The 19,428-nt window shown below is 62.1% G+C and carries 17 protein-coding genes and 1 riboswitch; of the genes, 13 read left to right on the top strand and 4 right to left on the bottom strand.

Annotated elements, in window-relative coordinates:
- Nucleotides 1-259: 259 nt before the first annotated feature.
- Nucleotides 260-592, bottom strand: coding sequence for a DMT family transporter (locus LVS58_RS00955; RefSeq protein WP_233689525.1), 333 nt, complete (start codon nucleotides 590-592; stop codon nucleotides 260-262).
- A gap of 86 nt (nucleotides 593-678) precedes the next feature.
- On the opposite strand from LVS58_RS00955, the gene LVS58_RS00950 reads away from it, so the two are divergent.
- Complete coding sequence (locus LVS58_RS00950; protein WP_233689524.1) at nucleotides 679-1,569, top strand: LysR family transcriptional regulator; 891 nt, start codon at nucleotides 679-681, stop codon at nucleotides 1,567-1,569.
- A 43-nt stretch (nucleotides 1,570-1,612) separates the two neighbouring features.
- On the opposite strand, the gene LVS58_RS00945 is transcribed toward LVS58_RS00950, so the two are convergent.
- The gene (locus tag LVS58_RS00945; protein ID WP_233689523.1) at nucleotides 1,613-2,440 is read right to left on the bottom strand and encodes an RHS repeat-associated core domain-containing protein; all 828 of its coding nucleotides are present in this window, start codon (nucleotides 2,438-2,440) and stop codon (nucleotides 1,613-1,615) included.
- 200 nt (nucleotides 2,441-2,640) lie between these two features.
- Here LVS58_RS00945 and waaA point away from each other — a divergent pair, with 200 nt between their 5' ends.
- Nucleotides 2,641-3,912 carry a lipid IV(A) 3-deoxy-D-manno-octulosonic acid transferase gene (waaA, locus tag LVS58_RS00940; protein ID WP_233689522.1) on the top strand — a complete coding sequence of 424 codons (1,272 nt, stop codon included), beginning with the start codon at nucleotides 2,641-2,643 and terminating at the stop codon, nucleotides 3,910-3,912.
- 113 nt (nucleotides 3,913-4,025) lie between these two features.
- Here the strand turns inward: waaA and LVS58_RS00935 are convergent, their stop codons facing one another.
- Nucleotides 4,026-5,459: a TolC family outer membrane protein gene (locus LVS58_RS00935; RefSeq protein WP_014592609.1), complete on the bottom strand. Its 1,434-nt coding sequence runs from the start codon at nucleotides 5,457-5,459 to the stop codon at nucleotides 4,026-4,028.
- 160 nt (nucleotides 5,460-5,619) lie between these two features.
- A riboswitch (TPP riboswitch) is annotated at nucleotides 5,620-5,726 on the top strand.
- A 156-nt stretch (nucleotides 5,727-5,882) separates the two neighbouring features.
- Between LVS58_RS00935 and thiC the strand changes: the two genes are divergently transcribed.
- Together thiC and cytX are read left to right on the top strand one after the other, a co-directional pair.
- Nucleotides 5,883-7,763: a phosphomethylpyrimidine synthase ThiC gene (thiC, locus tag LVS58_RS00930; protein WP_010955502.1), complete on the top strand. Its 1,881-nt coding sequence runs from the start codon at nucleotides 5,883-5,885 to the stop codon at nucleotides 7,761-7,763.
- A 165-nt stretch (nucleotides 7,764-7,928) separates the two neighbouring features.
- Complete coding sequence (gene cytX, locus LVS58_RS00925; protein WP_233689521.1) at nucleotides 7,929-9,212, top strand: putative hydroxymethylpyrimidine transporter CytX; 1,284 nt, start codon at nucleotides 7,929-7,931, stop codon at nucleotides 9,210-9,212.
- Here the strand turns inward: cytX and LVS58_RS00920 are convergent.
- On the bottom strand, nucleotides 9,181-9,927 hold the full coding sequence (locus LVS58_RS00920; protein ID WP_233689520.1) for an RsiV family protein: 747 nt from the start codon (nucleotides 9,925-9,927) through the stop codon (nucleotides 9,181-9,183). The genes cytX and LVS58_RS00920 overlap by 32 nt on opposite strands.
- A 185-nt stretch (nucleotides 9,928-10,112) precedes the next feature.
- On the opposite strand from LVS58_RS00920, the gene LVS58_RS00915 reads away from it, so the two are divergent.
- The 9 genes from LVS58_RS00915 (at nucleotide 10,113) to LVS58_RS00875 (ending at nucleotide 19,389) form a co-directional block, all read left to right on the top strand.
- A complete protein-coding gene (locus tag LVS58_RS00915; protein WP_003249478.1) occupies nucleotides 10,113-10,730 on the top strand; it encodes an NUDIX domain-containing protein in 618 nt (205 codons plus the stop codon).
- The gene (locus LVS58_RS00910) at nucleotides 10,721-11,173 is read left to right on the top strand and encodes a DUF1249 domain-containing protein (protein ID WP_003249480.1); all 453 of its coding nucleotides are present in this window, start codon (nucleotides 10,721-10,723) and stop codon (nucleotides 11,171-11,173) included. The genes LVS58_RS00915 and LVS58_RS00910 overlap by 10 nt, the downstream gene beginning before the upstream one ends.
- An 85-nt stretch (nucleotides 11,174-11,258) precedes the next feature.
- Complete coding sequence (gene cpdA / locus LVS58_RS00905; protein ID WP_233689519.1) at nucleotides 11,259-12,059, top strand: 3',5'-cyclic-AMP phosphodiesterase; 801 nt, start codon at nucleotides 11,259-11,261, stop codon at nucleotides 12,057-12,059.
- Nucleotides 12,060-12,190: 131 nt separating this feature from the next.
- Nucleotides 12,191-12,799: a YqiA/YcfP family alpha/beta fold hydrolase gene (locus LVS58_RS00900; RefSeq protein ID WP_233689518.1), complete on the top strand. Its 609-nt coding sequence runs from the start codon at nucleotides 12,191-12,193 to the stop codon at nucleotides 12,797-12,799.
- Between the two features lie 35 nt (nucleotides 12,800-12,834).
- On the top strand, nucleotides 12,835-14,739 hold the full coding sequence (gene parE / locus LVS58_RS00895; protein ID WP_233689517.1) for a DNA topoisomerase IV subunit B: 1,905 nt from the start codon (nucleotides 12,835-12,837) through the stop codon (nucleotides 14,737-14,739).
- Nucleotides 14,736-15,722, top strand: coding sequence for an esterase-like activity of phytase family protein (locus tag LVS58_RS00890; RefSeq protein WP_233689516.1), 987 nt, complete (start codon nucleotides 14,736-14,738; stop codon nucleotides 15,720-15,722). Before parE ends, LVS58_RS00890 begins: the two co-directional genes overlap by 4 nt.
- Nucleotides 15,719-16,237 carry a retropepsin-like aspartic protease family protein gene (locus tag LVS58_RS00885; RefSeq protein WP_233689515.1) on the top strand — a complete coding sequence of 173 codons (519 nt, stop codon included), beginning with the start codon at nucleotides 15,719-15,721 and terminating at the stop codon, nucleotides 16,235-16,237. Before LVS58_RS00890 ends, LVS58_RS00885 begins: the two co-directional genes overlap by 4 nt.
- Before the next feature lie 10 nt (nucleotides 16,238-16,247).
- Complete coding sequence (parC, locus tag LVS58_RS00880) at nucleotides 16,248-18,506, top strand: DNA topoisomerase IV subunit A (protein WP_233689514.1); 2,259 nt, start codon at nucleotides 16,248-16,250, stop codon at nucleotides 18,504-18,506.
- 172 nt (nucleotides 18,507-18,678) lie between these two features.
- On the top strand, nucleotides 18,679-19,389 hold the full coding sequence (locus LVS58_RS00875; RefSeq protein ID WP_233689513.1) for a PqiC family protein: 711 nt from the start codon (nucleotides 18,679-18,681) through the stop codon (nucleotides 19,387-19,389).
- Nucleotides 19,390-19,428: the final 39 nt, after the last annotated feature.

The raw sequence follows: 19,428 nt of genomic DNA, 5'->3' as shown, positions 1-19,428 counted from the left end.
AGCTCGCTCCTACATTTGTTTAAGGCCAATTATTCCTGGGGCAGATGCGCACGTCCCCTTGGCGCTTACCTCGATATCGTGGGGGGCAAACAAGGCGGTCGCGCGCGCAGGCACAGGCGATACTGGCCCGAAACGAATGTAGGAGCGAGCTTGCTCGCGATGCGCCGCGCGGGCGGCGCTGGATCTCCCAAGCGCAAAAAACCTCAAGACAAGCCCCCGGTAGCCCTGGCGCGACCGCCCGCCAGACACAGGGCAAAAATCAATGCCCAGCCGTCTTCGAAAACAGCTGAATCACCACCACGCCACCCACGATCATGGCCATGCCAAGCATTGCCGGCGTATCCAGCTTCTGCCCATAGATCACCAGCGCCGCCACACTGATCAGCACAATCCCCAGGCCCGACCAGATGGCGTAGGCAATCCCCACCGGAATGCTACGCACCACCAAGGTCAGCATCCAGAACGCAATGCCATAACCCACCACCATCAGCAGCAGCGGCAACGGTGTGCTCAAGCCTTTTACTGCTTTCATCGACGCAGTGGCGATGACTTCGGCGCAGATGGCAATGGCGAGATAGGTGTAGGCATTCATGGCGGGATCCTCCGTTACTGAGCGGGCATTCTAGACGTTGCCTGGATGGGGTAAAGTCATTACCTATCAATTTGGGAGATAGGCTGATGGCCGAGCAGTGGAACCTTGAACAATTGCGTACCTTTCTGCGCGTTGCTGAACTGCGCTCGTTCTCCGCGGTGGCACGTGAGCAGCACAAAGCCCAGTCGGCGATCAGCAGTGCCATCGCTCTGCTCGAAACCGACCTAGGGGTCACCCTCTTCGAGCGCAGCAGCGGCCGGCAGCCGAAATTGACTGAAAACGGCAGCGCCTTGCTGGAAGACGCCCGCGAATTGTTACGCCAGTGCGAACGCCTGGATGGCCGCGCCCTGGCCCTGATGCGCGGGCAGGAGGCCTTGCTCCGGGTCGCGCAGGACGAAGCCATGCCTTACCAGCCGGTGATCGACAGCCTGGACGAGCTGGCCAGCCGCTACCCGTTCCTGGAGGTGCAACTGGCCAGCGGTGCCCAGGGCGATGTAGCGCGCAAGCTGGTGGAGCGGCGCGCCGATCTGGGCCTGTTCTTTCATCACGAAAGCATCCCGGCATCGCTGGAGCGGCGGGCGCTGGGCAGTGTGGAGATGGTCACGGTTTGCGCAGTCGGCCACCCGCTGGCGGGCGAAGGCCGGGTCACCCGCCAGCAACTGGCGCGCCACCGGCAGTTGCTGATCACGCCACAACAAAGCGGTTACCCAGGCGGCGAGGCGATCAGCCCGCAGGTATGGCGTGCCGACAGCTTCTACGCCATGGCTGAACTGCTGATGCGCGGCCTGGGCTGGGCCTGGTTGCCGCGGCACGTGGTGCAGTACCCGACCTACCAGGCGCACATGGTCGAGCTCGATAGCGAGTGGCGCCCGCCGGCGCTGGTGGCGGAACTGGCCTGGCGCCGTGATGCGCCCTTGGGGCCGGCCGCGCAGTGGCTGGCGGAGCGCTTTGCGGTTCACCTGCGCGCGATTGGTTAATTTCTGAGTATATTGGCAAGCAAGGAGCCGATTCTTTAAAAAGTTAATCTTGAGTAGTTGAATTTTCGTTATGGAAACGGTAGGTATGGCGTCGGCTGGCCCAAATATCAAAGCGATAACCTTGCCGGACTTCATGGATTTTCAAGTCGAATAGAGCTAAGGCTTGGTCCCGGGTTAATAGATTACTTTTATAGTTTAGCAGTGCCTCAAGGTCTACAAGATCATAACCGGTTAAGTCAGTTACTCCCGTGGCCCGATATTCTAGAATGGCCGCATCATGCTTTATTAATGCCTTGGCTTTTGTGCTTGAAAAAACTGATAAATCTCGGCGTAGACTGGGATAAGCGTCTTCGAGGTTCTGCATTGATAATCCATCTAGGTAGGGTGAAATTGTTTGTAGTATGGGCCGCTCCTTAAGGATAATAGATGGTTCATTTTTATATCTTGTTCTAAACATTTCGCCGATTTTACTGGGGCCTACAGCGATATGACTAACTGGTGTTTGAATTTTTCTATGGAATAGTCCAGCTCTGCCACTGGGGTCAGTACGGAATAGTTTAGTTCTGCCACTGAGGTCAGAATAATTGATAGGGTCTCCCGAGCAGTAGCTGTATGCGTTGATCCCTCCTCTTTCAAATGGGCTCAATCGATCAGGTGAAATAAATCTCATCAAAGACGGTTTGTACTGTCGGTGGCCAAGGCCGAGATGATACATTTGCAATTCGCGGTTCCAATACTCTGAGTTATAGCGAATCAATGCCAAAGAGGTAAGGGAAGTGGAATGGCCGTAGGGCGAGTAGGTAAGGAATGAGTGCGGAATGCACTTGCTTTGAGTCAGGCCCCGATCACTTTTGTTCGTCAGTTTGCTCACGGGCCTGCTCCTGAATTGTGTGATTCGTTAAGATTGAAGCATGGTCGGCAATAATCAGATACTGGCAGAAATGCCAGGCGAGCCGCCCCGGACGGTTGTGGGTGACGAAGCAAGGCAAGCGTCCAAGGGCGGGGTGAAAAAATAGATCTTTTGCGGTCAGCTGGTCTCTACCAAGCTGGTTCCTAGTACACTCCGCACCCATGAATAGAGCACTCTATACCCTGCTGTTTCACCTGGGCCTGCCGCTGGTTGCGCTGCGCCTGTACCTGCGCGCGCGCAAGGCGCCGGCCTATGGCCAGCGTATCGGCGAGCGCTTTGCTTTCAAGCTGCCGGCCATGCGCCAGGGTGGTATCTGGGTGCATGCGGTATCGGTGGGCGAGAGCATTGCTGCCGCACCCATGGTGCGTGCCTTGCTCAAAGCCTACCCGGAGCTGCCGATCACACTGACCTGCATGACACCTACCGGGTCCGAGCGCATTCGCGCCATGTTCGCCGACGAGCCGCGCGTGCAGCATTGCTACCTGCCCTATGACCTGCCTTGGGCGGCGGGGCGTTTTCTCGATCATGTGCAGCCGAAGCTGGGCATCATCATGGAAACCGAGCTTTGGCCCAACCACATTCACCAGTGTGCCAAACGTGGTATTCCGGTGGCGCTTGCCAATGCGCGCTTGTCCGAGCGCTCGGCCCGTGGCTATGGGCGCTTTGCCAGACTTACCCGGCCGATGCTGGCCGAGATGAGCCTGATTGCCGTGCAGACCGAAACCGAGGCCCAGCGCTTCCGTGATCTCGGTGCACGCCCTGAGCGCGTGCACGTCACCGGTTCGATCAAGTTCGACCTGAAGATCGACGAACAGCTGCTGCCGCGCGCCAGGGCATTGCGTGAACAGTGGGGGGGCGGTCAGCGCCCGGTATGGATCGCCGCCAGCACCCACGAAGGTGAAGATGCCTTGATCCTGCAGGCGCATCGGCAGTTGTTGCAGGTGCATGGCGATGCCTTGCTGATCCTGGTACCGCGCCATCCCGAGCGCTTCAATGCTGTGCATGCGCTGTGCGGCGAGCAGTTCAACACCGTCCGCCGCTCTGCCGGCACGCTGGTCGATGCGCAAACGCAGGTATTGCTTGGCGACACCATGGGCGAACTGCTGTTCCTGTATGCCCTGGCCGACATTGCCTTCGTCGGTGGCAGCCTGGTGCCGACCGGTGGGCACAATCCGTTGGAGCCGGCGGCGCTGGCCTTGCCGGTGCTCATGGGGCCGCATGTGTTCAACTTCCTCGAAATCAGCGCGATGTTGCGCGAGGCGGGTGCGTTGCAGCAGGTGGATGATGCTGACGGGCTGGCCGGTGCGGTGCGCCGTCTGGTGGAGCTGCCGCAGGATGCCCAGCGCATGGGCGAGGCGGGCAGGGCGGTGATGCGAGCCAATCAGGGGGCGCTGCAGCGCTTGCTCGATGGGCTGGGCGCGCTTATTCGTTGAACCTTGCAGTGACTTCTTCGCGGGCTCGCCCGCTCCCACAGGATTGATGCAGGGTTCGAGGGCTGCGCAATCCCGTGGGAGCGGGCAAGCCCGCGAAGCGTCCAGCGCTTAGCTCAAGGCCTGCGCTCGAAGTTCTTGGCCGCTGCTGCCGCCAGGTCCGGCGGCAGGAAGTCCTTGTCCGGGTTGTAGTCAGGTTTCAGGTAGCGCTTGAGGTCCTGCAGGTCTTGCGGGCTCAGGGTGCCGGCTGCCTGCTTCAGGCTCAGGTTGTCGAGAATGTAGTCGTAGCGGCTGTTGTTGTAGTCGCGCACCGAGGTGTACAGCTGGCGCTGGGCATCGAGCACGTCGACGATGTTGCGGGTACCCACCTGGTAGCCGATTTCAGTGGCTTCCAGCGCGCTCTGGTTGGAGATGATCGACTGCTTGCGTGCCTGTACCTGCTCAACGTCGGTGTTCACCGCGCGGTGCAGGTTGCGGGTGTTTTCCACGACCTGGCGGCGCAGGCTTTCACGCTGTTGCTCGCTCTGGCTCAGTCGCTGGTAAGCCTCGCGTACCTGCGAGCTGGTCAGGCCGCCGCTGTAGATCGGGATATTCAGTTGCAGGCCCACGCTGGTCTGCTCGACGTCGCCGCTGTAGCGCACCCCCAGTTGCGATGGGTTGGTGAAGCCGAGGCTGTCGTTGTCTCCTTTCTGATACTTGGCCACGGCGTCCAGGGTTGGTGCATGCCCGGCCTTGCGCTGACGCAGGGTCTCTTCTGCGGCAGAAACCGCGTAGTTGGTGGCCAGCAGGTTGAGGTTCTGGCGCCCGGCGGTTTCGACCCAGGCTTTGGCATCGTTGGGCGTTGGCACCTGTACCGGCAGGCTGTGCACCACGCCCTGGATAGAGGTGTACTCACGGTTGGTCAGGGTCACCAGGGCCTCGAAGGCATCCTGCACCTGGCGTTCGGCGATTATCCGGTTGGCCCGTGCGGTGTCATAACTGGCTTGGGATTGCAGCACGTCGGTCTTGTCCGAAAGGCCCACGTCGAAACGCTCGTTGGACTGATCCAGCTGGCGCTTGAAGGCCGCTTCTTCGGCCTTGGTGGCGGCCAGGTTGTCCTGGGCGCGGAGGACGGCGAAGTAGTTTTGCGCGGTTTGCAGGATCAGGTTTTGCTCGGTCGCCGACAGCTCCAGGGCTGCCTGTTCGTTGACTGCTTCGGCGGCTTGCAACTGGAACCAGCGATCAGCGCGGAAGATCGGTTGAGCCAGGGTCGCGCTCCAGGCGTTGCCGCTGCGATTGGACGTGATCGACGGCTCGTCCAGCTTGGTGCGGGTGTTCATCATCTCGGCACCGGCCGACAGGTTTGGCAGCAGCCCCGCGCGGGCCTGCGGCACCACTTCGCGGCGCGCACCGTAGTCGGCGCGTGCTGCAGCCAGGTCGGCATTGTTGTCCACTGCTTCCTGGTAGACGCTGACCAGATCGGTCTTGACTGTCGAGGGCACGTCCGCTGCCCAGACCACTCCGTTGGACGCACAAGACACGGCTATCGCCAGTGAGAGTTTGCGCAGCATAGAGGCAATCCTTGTACGAAATTTAATTACTGAACTGTTGAGTATCGAGCGATGGGCCAGTGTAGTGCCATGCGCACCCGGCAACAATCGCTCGGTGTGCCTTTCATCATCCGCGCATTTACCTGCTTGGCTTTGCTGACCACTCCAGTCTAGACTGCGCATGTTCTTGTCGGGGTGCCTTGAAGCAAAGGCTGAGATCGCAGAGGTGCGGATCCCGTTGAACCTGATCAGGTTAGCGCCTGCGTAGGGAACAAGATTGCTCGCCTTCCCGGGGAGCCTCTTGTGCCAGGTCCGGGATTGTCACAGCTGCGTACAGCTTCAGGCACCCCCCCATGTCCGGCACTGCACCCAAAGAGGGTGCGTCCGCGCGTTTCAGGTTCACCCCGACATTCCACTGCTAGGAAGCCGTCAGGAGAGCCTGTGATGACCAAACAAGAAAAAGCGATCAACCTCAGCGAATCGGCACAAGTCGATCAGCAGTCCGTGCAACCGTTCCCGCGTTCGCGCAAGGTGTATGTCGAAGGCTCGCGCCCGGACATCCGCGTCCCCATGCGTGAAATCAGCCTGGATGACACCCCGACCGATTTCGGCGGCGAGTCCAACGCCCCGGTGCTGGTGTATGACACGTCTGGCCCGTACACCGACCCCGACGTGATCATCGACGTGCGCAAAGGCCTGCCCGATGTGCGTTCGGCGTGGATCGAAGCCCGCGGTGACACCGAGCGCCTGGAAGGTCTGAGCTCCGACTTCGGCCAGCAGCGCCTGAACGATGCGGAGCTGGCCAAGCTGCGATTCGCCCATGTGCGCAACCCACGTCGTGCCAAGGCCGGCGCCAACGTCTCGCAGATGCACTATGCCCGTCAGGGCATCATCACCGCCGAAATGGAATACGTGGCCATCCGTGAAAACATGAAGCTGCAGGAGGCCCGCGCCGCCGGCCTGCTGAATGAGCAACATGCCGGCCATAGCTTCGGTGCCAACATCCCGAAAGAAATCACCCCTGAATTCGTTCGCCAGGAAATCGCCCGTGGCCGCGCGATCATTCCGGCCAACATCAACCACCCGGAAGTAGAGCCGATGATCATCGGCCGCAACTTCCTGGTGAAGATCAACGGCAACATCGGCAACAGCGCCCTGGGTTCCTCGATCGAGGAAGAGGTGGCCAAGCTGACCTGGGGCATCCGCTGGGGCTCGGACACGGTCATGGACCTGTCCACTGGCAAGCACATCCACGAAACCCGCGAGTGGATCATTCGCAACTCGCCGGTGCCGATCGGTACCGTGCCGATCTACCAGGCCCTGGAAAAGGTCAATGGCGTGGCAGAGGACCTGACCTGGGAACTGTTCCGCGACACCCTGATCGAGCAGGCCGAACAGGGCGTGGACTACTTCACCATTCACGCCGGTGTGCTGCTGCGCTATGTGCCCCTGACCGCCAAGCGCGTCACCGGCATCGTCAGCCGCGGTGGCTCGATCATGGCCAAGTGGTGCCTGGCGCACCACAAGGAAAACTTCCTGTACACCCACTTCGACGAAATTTGCGAAATCATGAAGGCCTACGACGTCAGCTTCTCGCTGGGCGACGGCCTGCGCCCTGGCTCGATTGCCGACGCCAACGACGCCGCGCAATTCGGTGAGCTGGAAACCCTCGGCGAGCTGACCAAGATTGCCTGGAAGCACGACGTGCAATGCATGATCGAAGGCCCTGGGCACGTGCCGATGCAATTGATCAAAGAGAACATGGACAAGCAGCTGGAGTGCTGCGACGAGGCGCCGTTCTACACACTCGGCCCTCTGACCACCGACATTGCGCCAGGTTACGACCACATCACCTCGGGCATTGGTGCGGCGATGATCGGCTGGTTCGGTTGCGCCATGCTCTGCTACGTCACGCCGAAGGAGCACCTGGGCCTGCCGAACAAGGATGACGTCAAGACCGGCATCATCACCTACAAGATCGCCGCGCATGCCGCCGACCTTGCCAAGGGCCACCCGGGTGCTCAGATTCGCGACAACGCCTTGTCCAAGGCGCGTTTCGAGTTTCGTTGGGAAGACCAGTTCAACCTGGGCCTCGACCCGGACACCGCCCGCGCCTTCCACGACGAGACCCTGCCGAAGGAGTCGGCCAAGGTCGCGCACTTCTGCTCGATGTGCGGGCCGAAGTTCTGCTCGATGAAGATCACCCAGGAAGTGCGTGAGTACGCTGCCAAGATCGAGGCCGTGGACGTGACGGTCGAGCAAGGCATGCGTGAGCAGGCCGAGCGGTTCCGCCAGGAAGGCAGCCAGCTGTACCACAAAGTCTAAGCACGCTGGGGCCGCTTTGCGGCCCTTTCGCGACGCCAGGCCGCTCCCACAAGGACCGCGCAAGCCTCGAAGCCTGCGTGGTTTTTGTGGGCGCGGCCTTGCGTCGCGATACGAGGACGAAGTCCTCGCCAGGAACACCAACAATATTGCCGGCGAGCGCCAACCATGACATCACCCAGCCAGTTCTCTCCCGACCATCCAATCCCCATCCAGCAGCGCATCTTCGGTGCTCGCGACCTGTTTTCACTGTGGTTTTCCCTCGGTATCGGCCTGATGGTGCTGCAGGTCGGCGCCATGCTGGCCCCAGGCCTTGGCCTTGCTGGCGCGGTGCTGGCCATCGCTCTGGGCACCGGTGTCGGTGTGCTGTTGCTGGGCGCGGCCGGGGTTATCGGCAGTGACACCGGCCTGTCCGCCATGGGCACCCTGAAACTCAGCCTGGGCAGCCATGGCGCGCGCTTGCCGGCGCTGCTCAACTTGCTGCAACTGGTGGGCTGGGGCGCCTTCGAGATCATCGTCATGCGCGATGCTGCCAGCTTGCTGGGGGCGCGGGCGTTCGGTGAGGAGAGTGCCTGGAATAGCCCCATGCTCTGGACCCTGTGCTTCGGTGCCCTGGCCACCCTGCTGGCCGTCAGCGGGCCACTGGCCTTCGTGCGCAAGGTGCTGCGCGCCTGGGGCATCTGGTTGTTGCTGGGCGCTTGCCTGTGGCTGACCTGGAACCTGTTCGCCAAGGCCGACCTGGCCGAACTGTGGAGCCGTGCCGGGGATGGTTCGATGTCGCTGGCCGTTGGCTTCGATATCGTCATCGCCATGCCGCTGTCCTGGTTGCCGCTGATTGCGGACTACTCGCGTTTTGCCCGCAACGGCAAGCATGTGTTCGGCGGTACGGTAATTGGCTACTTCATCGGCAACACCTGGCTGATGAGCCTGGGCGTGGCCTACACGCTGGCGTTTGCCGCCAGTGGCGAAGTCAATGCCCTGCTGCTGGCCCTGGCGGGCGCCGGCATGGGGATTCCGCTGCTGCTTATTCTGCTGGACGAGTCGGAAAAGGCCTTCGCCGACATCCACTCGGCGGCGGTTTCCACCGGTGTGCTGCTACCGTTGAAGGTTGAGCACCTGGCGCTGGCCATCGGCGTGTTGTGCACCCTGATCGCCCTGTTGGCGCCACTGGCACAGTACGAAAACTTCCTGTTGCTGATCGGTTCGGTGTTCGCGCCGCTGTTCGGCGTGGTGCTGATGGATCACTACGTGGTCCGTCGACGCCGTCTGCCAGCACAGGTCAATGGCTTGCACTGGCAGGCGTTGGTGGCCTGGTTTGCCGGGGTAGTGGCCTATCACCTGATTGCCGCCAAGGCGCCGGAACTGGGCGCTACCCTGCCGGCATTGCTGCTGGCAGGTGTACTGCACGGGCTGCTAAGCCTCAGCCGCGGCCGGGAAACAGTTCAGGCTTGAGTACGCCATTCAGGCGCGGGTAGGGGATCTTCAGTTCAACGTGGCCCATGGAATAGGGCGCGATGGCATAGACCTCATACTTGACCACTACTGCGCCGTACGTCAGGGCGATGTGCGGCGATTTCTTGAACGGCCAGGTCTTGACGAACTCGGCATCCTTGTCCATACCCACACTCATCAGCCAGGCACGGTGCGATTCTTCGACGGTTTTCCAGAAGGTGTCTTCCTGGCCGGGCACCAGCATGTCCTGCAGGGTCAGCACCTTGTCCAGCTTGCGCGAATAGTTGATGAAGCCGCGCCCAGGCATACCGTGGGCGCCACCGCTGTCCAGGTAGCTGGACAACTCGATGATCACCAGCCCGTCATGCTGCTCGCGTACCTTGGCTTGCAAGTAGCTGCTGTTACGTTTGTCGGCACTGGCCAGATATTGCTGTTCGTAGGCCTGCAGGGTGCCAGGTGTGGTGCCATGCTGATTGTCTTCGGTCAGTTGCAGCAGGCGTTTTTCGACGATGCCGTCGAGCTTGGGCAGGGCCGGGAAGTGGATCATGTCGATGTTCACCAGCGGGCAGTCGCTCTCGCTGCAGCCGGGTTTGACATGCTCCCAGGCGTCGCGCTTGACCTCGAGCGGGGCCCGGTAGTTGGGCGTGAACAGGCTCTGGCAGGCGCCCAGAGCGAGTGCCAGCACGGCCACGGAAGTCAGTTTGACAAGTGTCATGATGATCCTTGCAGAACAGGGAAAAGTCGGCCTTTGACCGTCTGCGCGGCCTTCAGTTCGCCACTAAGCTAACAGAGTGAAGGGCTGCTGTCCCGAGTGCACCAGTGGTTGCGGGAAAGGGGTGAAACCAACAGGCGTGCGGAGTAGGATGGCGCGAAGCAGTATTCGAGGTAATGAGGATTTCCATGTCAGACGCGTTGAACGCTGTGCCCAAGGGCTTCGAAATCATCGAGCGGGCCAATTGCTTCCAGGGCTTTTACAAGCTCGACAAGTTACGGCTGCGCCACGAGCTATTTGCCGGGGGCATGGGGCGCGAGATCAGTCGCGAACTGTTTGTGCGCCACGATGCGGTATGCGTGCTGCCGTACGACCCTGCGCGCGATGAAGTGGTACTGATCGAACAGTTCCGCGTGGGCGCACTGGACAAGGTCGCCAACCCCTGGCTGATCGAGATGGTTGCCGGGTTGATCGACAAAGACGAGCAGCCCGAGGAAGTCGCCCATCGCGAGGCTGAAGAAGAAGCCGGCCTGACGTTCAGCGCCCTGTGGCCGATGACCCGCTACTTCCCGTCGCCCGGTGGCAGTGACGAATACGTTCACCTGTTCCTCGGCCGTTGCAGCAGCGAGGGCGCGGGAGGGCTGCATGGCCTGGAGGAAGAGGGCGAAGACATTCGTGTACGCGTGTGGGCGTTCGAGGATGCCCTGCAGGCGGTGCGCGACGGGCGCATCTGCAATGCGGCAACCATCATTGGCCTGCAATGGCTGGCGCTGAACCGTGATGAAGTAAGAGGTATGTGGAAGTGAACCTGCTGCGCGAGCGCTATCGAGTCGACCTGGTCGGGCTGCAGGCAGCCTGCGAGGCCAACTATGCCCGGCTGATGCGCTTGTTGCCCGACATGCGCACCACCCAGAGCTCGCGCCGCATCGGCATGACCCAGGGTGACCAGATGCTTGGCGTGCTGGTGCTCGACGTGGTGCTGGCCTGCCCATACACCACCACCCTGCATGTGCGCCAGGAACACAGCCTGCCGTGGTTGCCAGTGCCACACCTGGAGGTGCAGGTGTATCACGATGCGCGCATGGCCGAAGTGGTCAGTGCCGAACACACCCGGCGCCTGCGCAGCATCTACCCGTATCCGAACGACGCCATGCACCAGCCGGACGAAAAGGCCCAGCTCAACCTGTTCCTGGGGGAATGGCTCAGCCACTGCCTGGCTTGCGGCCACGAACTGGCAAGTGTTCGCTGAATTGTGACGTGAGTCGGGTGCGGGTGTTTGCTGGTCACCGTCGCACAGCCATAATCCCCGCTGAATTCATTCGAGGAGATGGCCGTTGTTGTCGCCAGACCAATCCCGCCCCGTGCATGTGGTGCAACTGACCGATGCTCACCTGTTCGCCGACCCGGCTGGCAGCATGCTGGGCCTCAGGACCCGAGACAGCCTGCGCCACGTGGTGGCCCAGGTGCGGCGCGAGCAGCCGCGTGTCGACTTGCTGCTGTGCACGGGCGACCTGTCCCAGGATGCCAGCGTGGCATCCTATGAAGCGTTTCGGGAGCTGACCGCACCGTTTGCCGTACCCACCCGCTGGCTGCCGGGTAACCATGACGAGGCTCAGGTGATGGCGCAGGTGGCGCCGGAGCTGGTGCAGGCGGTGACCGATATTGGCGCATGGCGGGTGGTCATGCTCAACACTGCCGTGCCCGGTGCTACCCACGGGTTTCTGCAAGATGACCAGTTGGCCGTACTGGACGCCGCCTTGAAAGAGGCCGGCGAGCGGCATTGCCTGGTGTGCTTGCACCATCAGCCAGTGGACATCGGCTGCGCCTGGATTGCGCCGATCGGCTTGCGCAATGCCCAGGCGCTGTTCGATATCGTTGAAGGATATCCACAGGTACGCGCTTTGCTGTGGGGGCATGTGCATCAGGAATGGGATGAGGTCCGAGAGGGGCGCCGCCTGCTGGCCACACCGTCGACCTGTATTCAGTTCGCGGCGCGCAGCGAGGACTTTCAGGTGAGCGAAGAGCATCCGGGGTACCGCTGGTTGCGCCTGCATGCCGACGGACGGCTGGAGACCGGGGTGGAGCGGGCGCTGGATTTTGAGGTGAAGCTCGACTTCGATAGCCCAGGGTATTGAGTAGGCCATGTCAGCCTGCCGGAAAATTATTGCGAAATCCGCGGCACTGCGTCAAAACGCGGCGAACGCGCTACACTGCGCGTCCCTGCGCCCGCACTATCAGGCGCGAAGCCACAGATTCCGGGGGCAGCATGTCGGGTTCCATCCTCTATATCCATGGCTTCAACAGCTCGCCGCTTTCTACCAAGGCGCGTCAGCTGGAGGCAGTCATGCAGCAGCTCCGCCTGGCCGACCAGCTGCGAGTGCCGGCCCTGCACCACCACCCACGGCAAGCCATGGTCCAGCTCGAAGCGGCCATCGCCGAATTGGGTGCGCCACTGCTGGTGGGCAGTTCGCTCGGCGGCTACTATGCCACTCATCTGGCCGAGCGCCATGGCCTCAAGGCCCTGCTGGTCAACCCGGCGGTAACCCCGCACAAGCATTTCGACGGTTACCTGGGCACCCAGCGCAATCACTACAGCGGTGAAACCTGGGAGCTGACCCACGATCATGTGCAAGCCCTGTCCGAACTGGAAGTAGCGGCCCCGACCGATGCCAGCCGCTATCAGGTTTGGCTGCAGACCGCCGATGAAACCTTGGATTATCGCCATGCCGAGCGCTATTACCGCGCATGTGCCCTGCGTATCCAGGCCGGTGGCGACCACAGCTTCCAGGGCTTTGCCGAGCGCCTGCCGGCACTGCTGGCCTTCGCCGGCATTGCCCGTGGGCAGTATGCGGCGCTCGATTTTTCTGTATTTTGACTTTTTTGCATTCACCAGACTGACGACGAGACCCTATGGCCAATCCCAGCGCTAGCGCCTATAACGCAGACGCCATCGAAGTCCTCTCGGGCCTTGATCCGGTCCGCAAGCGGCCGGGCATGTACACCGATACCAGCCGCCCCAACCACCTGGCCCAGGAAGTCATCGACAACAGTGTCGACGAAGCACTGGCCGGCCACGCGCGTTCGGTGCAGGTCATCCTGCACGCCGACCATTCGCTGGAAGTCAGCGACGACGGCCGCGGCATGCCGGTGGACATCCATCCGGAAGAGGGCGTGTCCGGGGTCGAGCTGATCCTCACCAAGCTGCACGCCGGCGGTAAGTTCTCCAACAAGAACTATCAGTTTTCCGGTGGCCTGCACGGGGTGGGCATCTCGGTGGTCAACGCCCTGTCGACCCAGGTGCGTGTGCGCGTCAAACGTGACGGCAACGAATACCAGATGACCTTTGCCGATGGCTTCAAGGCCAGCGAGCTGGAAGTGGTCGGCTCGGTCGGCAAGCGCAACACCGGCACCAGCGTGTACTTCAGCCCCGACCCGAAGTACTTCGACTCGCCCAGGTTTTCCATCAGCCGCCTCAAGCACGTGCTCAAGGCCAAGGCGGTATTGTGCCCGGGGCTGCTGGTCAGCTTCGAGGACAAGGCCAGCGGCGAAAAGGTGGAATGGCACTACGAGGATGGTCTGCGCTCCTACCTGGTCGACTCGGTCAACGAATTCCAGCGCCTGCCTGACGAGCCGTTCTGTGGCAGCCTGGCGGGTAACAAGGAGGCTGTTGACTGGGCTTTGCTGTGGCTGCCCGAAGGCGGCGACAGCATTCAGGAAAGCTACGTCAACCTGATCCCCACCGCTCAGGGCGGCACCCACGTCAACGGCCTGCGCCAAGGCTTGCTGGATGCCATGCGTGAGTTCTGCGAGTTCCGCAACTTGCTGCCGCGCGGGGTGAAGCTGGCGCCGGAAGACGTTTGGGAGCGCATCACCTTCGTACTGTCGATGAAGATGCAGGACCCGCAGTTCTCCGGGCAGACCAAAGAGCGCCTGTCATCACGCGAGGCCGCTGCGTTTGTCTCCGGTGTGGTCAAGGATGCTTTCAGCCTGTGGCTCAACGCCCACCCCGAGCTGGGCATGCAACTGGCAGAACTGGCCATCAGCAACGCCGGGCGTCGCCTCAAGGCCAGCAAGAAGGTCGAGCGCAAGCGCATCACGCAGGGCCCGGCATTGCCCGGCAAACTGGCCGATTGTGCGGGCCAGGACCCGATGCGTGCCGAGTTGTTCCTGGTGGAGGGTGACTCGGCCGGTGGTTCGGCCAAGCAGGCGCGGGACAAGGAATTCCAGGCCATCCTGCCGCTGCGCGGCAAGATCCTCAACACCTGGGAAGTGGACGGTGGCGAAGTCCTGGCCAGCCAGGAAGTGCACAACATTGCCGTGGCCATTGGCGTCGATCCGGGTGCAAGCGACCTTGCGCAGCTGCGCTATGGCAAGATCTGCATCCTCGCCGACGCCGACTCCGATGGTCTGCACATCGCCACATTGCTGTGTGCACTGTTCGTTCAGCACTTCCGGGCACTGGTCGAGGCCGGGCATGTTTACGTGGCCATGCCGCCCCTGTACCGCATCGACCTGGGCAAGGAAATCTACTACGCCCTCGACGAAGCCGAGCGTGACGGCATCCTCGACCGCCTGGTGGCCGAGAAGAAGCGCGGCAAACCGCAGGTAACGCGCTTCAAGGGCCTGGGCGAGATGAACCCGCCGCAGTTGCGCGAAACCACCATGGACCCGAACACCCGGCGCCTAGTGCAGCTGACCCTGGACGACGTAGAAGCCACCTGCGAACTGATGGACAAGCTGCTGGCCAAGAAGCGCGCCGGTGACCGCAAGAGTTGGCTGGAAACCAAGGGCAACCTGGCCGAGGTCATGGTTTGATTCGGCAAGTACTTGCCGTTTGCCTGGCGCTGGTTGCCCTGCCTTGTCTGGGGAGCAACTGGCCAGAACTAAAGATGAGCGCCGAGCACCCGATCGACGGTATACGCGGTGGCAACCTGTCGGGTCTGGTGGAATGCCGGGGCGGGTTGTGGGGCGTGTCCGACCGTGACGACGACCGTATCTACCGCTTCGATCAGCAGAACCCGACCTGGCGCGCGCAGCCGCTCACCTTCACCCCGCCGGCTGTCCCGGAAAGCGGCCTCCCATGGGGGTTGAAGTCGCGCAACTGGGCAGCATCGTACATTCGCGGTGGCGAGCTTGATTTCGAAGGTATCGCCTGTGATCAGGCGGGTAACCTCTATCTGGTCAGCGAGGCGCATGCCGCGGTGCTGCAATTGCCGCTGGAAGGCGAGGCGGACTGGTTGAGGATCGACGCGGCCATGGTGCGCCAGGCCCGGGCAAGCGGCATGCTGCTGAACTTCAATGCCCTGTTCGAAGGCCTGGCGATCAACCCGGCGGGTGACCGCCTGTGGCTGGCTGCAGAGCGTGAGCGCCGTGGCCTGGTGGCCATCGAGCGCCAGCAGTCGGTCTGGACCTGCGGGCGTGGTTGCGTGCTGTTGAGCGAGGCGGGGGTCGAAATGCAGCCTGCGCAAATGCCCAATGCCAGGGCCCTGTCGCGCGACTTCGCTGACCTGGCCTGGTTCGAGGGCAAGCTGTTTACCCTCGAACGTAACGCCTACCGGGTGTGCCGACGTGATGTCGACAGTGGCGAGGTCGAGCGTTGCTGGTCGTTCGCTGCTGATGCGCTGGTCGAGTCACGGCGTTACGCGCAGCCGTTTGGCCTGGCCGAAGCACTGGTGATCGATGCCAAGGGCGCCTGGATTGGCCTGGACAACAACAACGGCGCCCGTGCCGATGGCGAAACCCGCCCAGTCGTCTGGCGCTTCGACGCACCGGAAGGCGGCTGGAGCGCCAAACCGTGAGCCAGGCGCCGGGCAAGCGCGCGGGCAAGTTGCTGATGATCGTCGCCTGGGCGGCGGCGCTGTTTCTTGCCACGCGCTTTTTCGGCCAGTGGGAAGACAGCCAGCGTAACCCCAACCGCCAGGTGCAATCCGAGCATGGTCAAGGCTTTATCGAAGTGCGCCTGCTGAGTAATGGCCAGGGCCACTTCGTGGTGGATGGTGCTATCAACGGCCAGGTGGTGCATTTCATGCTCGACACCGGCGCCACCGACGTGGCGATCCCGGAGGCGTTGGCCCGTGAGCTGAGCCTGGAGCGCGGTAGCCCGGTGCTACTGAGCACCGCCAACGGCCGTACCGAAGGCTACCGCACGCGCCTGACCAGCCTGCAGCTGGGCGATATTCGCCTGCAGGACGTACGCGCCATCGTGGTGCCGGGCCTGGATGGGCCCACCGTACTGCTGGGCATGAGTGCCCTGCAACAACTTGAATTTACCCAGCGCGGTGGCACCATGCTGCTGCGCCAGAACCTGAAATGACGAGGCCCGCATGAGCGACTCACTGGAACTCAGCCTGGACGGCGTCGAACGCCGCTCGCTGGCTGACTTCACCGAACAGGCCTACCTCAACTATTCCATGTACGTGATCATGGACCGTGCCCTGCCGCACATCGGCGACGGCCTGAAGCCGGTGCAGCGACGCATCGTCTACGCCATGAGCGAGTTGGGGCTCGATGCCGATGCCAAGCACAAGAAGTCGGCACGTACCGTCGGTGACGTGCTCGGCAAGTTCCATCCCCATGGCGATTCGGCCTGCTACGAGGCCATGGTGCTGATGGCGCAGCCGTTCAGCTACCGCTACACCCTGGTCGATGGCCAGGGCAACTGGGGTGCGCCGGATGATCCGAAGTCGTTCGCCGCCATGCGCTACACCGAGGCGCGGCTGTCACGCTACGCCGAAGTGCTGCTCAGCGAAGTCGGCCAGGGTACCGTGGACTGGGTGCCGAACTTCGACGGCACGTTGCAGGAGCCTGCCGTGCTGCCCGCGCGCCTGCCCAACATCCTGCTCAACGGTACCACCGGTATCGCCGTGGGCATGGCCACCGACGTGCCTCCGCACAACCTGCGAGAGGTGGCCAGTGCCTGTGTGCGACTGCTCGATGAGCCCAAGGCGACCATCGAGCAGTTGTGCGAGCACATCCAGGGGCCGGATTACCCGACCGAGGCAGAGATCGTCACGCCGCGGGCCGAAATTCTCAAGATGTATGAAAGCGGCCGCGGCTCTATCCGCATGCGCGCCGTTTACCGCGTCGAGGATGGCGACATCGTCGTCACTGCGCTGCCGCACCAGGTGTCCGGGGCCAAAGTGCTGGAGCAGATTGCTGCGCAGATGCAGGCCAAGAAGCTGCCGATGGTCGCCGACCTGCGCGATGAGTCGGACCACGAGAACCCGTGCCGTATTGTCATCATCCCGCGTTCCAATCGCGTGGATGTCGACGAGCTGATGCAGCACCTGTTCGCTACCACCGACCTGGAAAGCACCTACCGGGTCAACGTCAATATCATCGGCCTGGACGGCCGACCGCAGTTGAAAAACCTGCGAACCCTATTGGTAGAGTGGCTGGAATTCCGTACCAATACCGTTCGTCGCCGTCTGCAATACCGTCTGGATAAGGTCGAGAAGCGTCTGCACCTGTTGGACGGTTTGCTCACCGCGTTCCTCAACCTGGATGAAGTGATCCACATTATCCGTACCGAGGAATACCCCAAGCAGGCCCTGATCGAACGTTTCGAGCTGACCGAGATCCAGGCCGACTACATCCTCGAGACCCGCCTGCGGCAGTTGGCGCGCCTGGAAGAGATGAAGATCCGTGGTGAGCAGGATGAGTTGCTGAAGGAGCAAGCCAAGCTGCAGGCCTTGCTGGGGAGCGAGGCCAAACTGCGCAAGCTGGTGCGCAGCGAGCTGATCAAGGATGCCGAAACCTATGGCGATGATCGTCGCTCGCCGATCGTAGCCCGTGCCGAAGCCAAGGCGCTGTCGGAAAACGAGCTGATGCCGACCGAGCCCGTTACCGTGGTGCTGTCGGAGAAGGGCTGGGTGCGCTGCGCCAAGGGCCACGATATCGACGCCACTGGCCTTTCCTACAAGGCCGGCGACGGCTTCAAGGCTGCTGCGGCCGGGCGTTCCAACCAGTTTGCCGTGCTTATCGATTCCACCGGCCGCAGCTACTCGCTGGCTGCCCACAGCCTGCCATCGGCGCGTGGCCAGGGCGAGCCGCTGACTGGCCGTCTGACGCCGCCACCGGGGGCGACCTTCGAATGCGTGTTGTTGCCTGACGACGATGCGCTGTACGTGGTGGCTTCGGATGCCGGTTACGGCTTTGTGGTCAAGGGTGAAGACCTGCAGGCCAAGAACAAGGCCGGCAAAGGCTTGCTCAGCTTGCCCAACGGGGCCAAGGTCATGACACCGCGCCCAGTGGCCGATCGCGAGCAGGACTGGTTGGCGGCGGTGACCACCGAAGGCCGCCTGCTGGTGTTCAAGGTCAGCGACTTGCCGCAGCTGGGTAAAGGCAAGGGCAACAAGATCATTGGCGTGCCGGGTGACCGGGTGGCCAGCCGTGAAGAATTTGTCACCGATCTAGCCGTGATACCCGAAGGCGCAACCCTTGTATTGCAGGCCGGCAAGCGTACCCTGTCTTTGAAGGCGGACGACCTGGAGCACTACAAGGGCGAGCGCGGACGGCGCGGTAGCAAGCTGCCACGCGGGTTCCAGCGCGTCGATGGGTTGCAGGTGGAAGTGCCGGCATAACCGGTTGTAATGTCTGGAACGGCAATTTCAACGCCGTTTCGGGCAGAAATGCTGGAGTCGGACGGTTATTTCGCGGATGATATGCCCCTTGCGGTGCCGGCGTGGCCGTGTGCCCGATTGAATCTACATGTATCACTGCGGTGTGCCTTGTGGCAGCCGCCTGGATGGGATGATGAAATTTCTGCGCCTTCCATTTGCGCTGTTGATGACTGGCCTGCTGGGCCTTGGCGGGTGCACCATGCACCAGCCGGTTGCCCTGTATCAGCTCGACAGCGGTGATCCTGGCCAGCCGTCGCAGAGTGCGGGCATGGCCGTGGTACTCGGCCCGGTATCGGTGGCCGATTACCTCCAGCGTGAGACGTTCCTTCAGCGTCAAGCTGATGGCAGCCTGAGCGCGGCGACCGACGGTCGTTGGGCTGGCAGCCTTTCATCGGATATCGACCAGCTGCTGGTGCGTCAACTGGCTTGGCGCCTGGACAGCCAACGCGTAGTCCTGGCCCCGGCGACTGCAGGCTTCAGCCCGGACGTGCAAGTGCTGTTGTCGATCACACGCCTGGACTCGGGCAAGAACCAGCCGGCCATCCTGGATGCCCAGTGGCGTCTGCTTGACCGCCGTGGCCATGTGCGTGACAACCGTATCATTCACCTCGAGCAGCAGCACGAGGGCAGTGAGTCGTCGCAGGTGCAGGCTCAGGGCCAACTGCTGCAAAAGCTGGCCGAACAGCTGAGCACAGCGGTGAAACCGCTGGCCAATCAGCCTGCGATTGCCGAAGAAGCACCCAAAAAGCCCGCTGCACCGACACAGGTGAAGAAGGGGCCGGAGAAACCCAAAATCCCGATGGCCTCGCCGATTCGCACCGATATGGAAGTTTACCGGTTCTGATCAAACGGCCAGATACGACAAAGCCCGCATTCGCTGCGG

Source organism: Pseudomonas sp. JR33AA, assembly GCF_021378985.1.
Classification (GTDB): Bacteria; Pseudomonadota; Gammaproteobacteria; order Pseudomonadales; family Pseudomonadaceae; genus Aquipseudomonas; species Aquipseudomonas alloputida.
The sequence above is the reverse complement of the archived record's forward strand: the minus strand, read 5'-3'. Positions and strand labels throughout refer to the sequence as shown.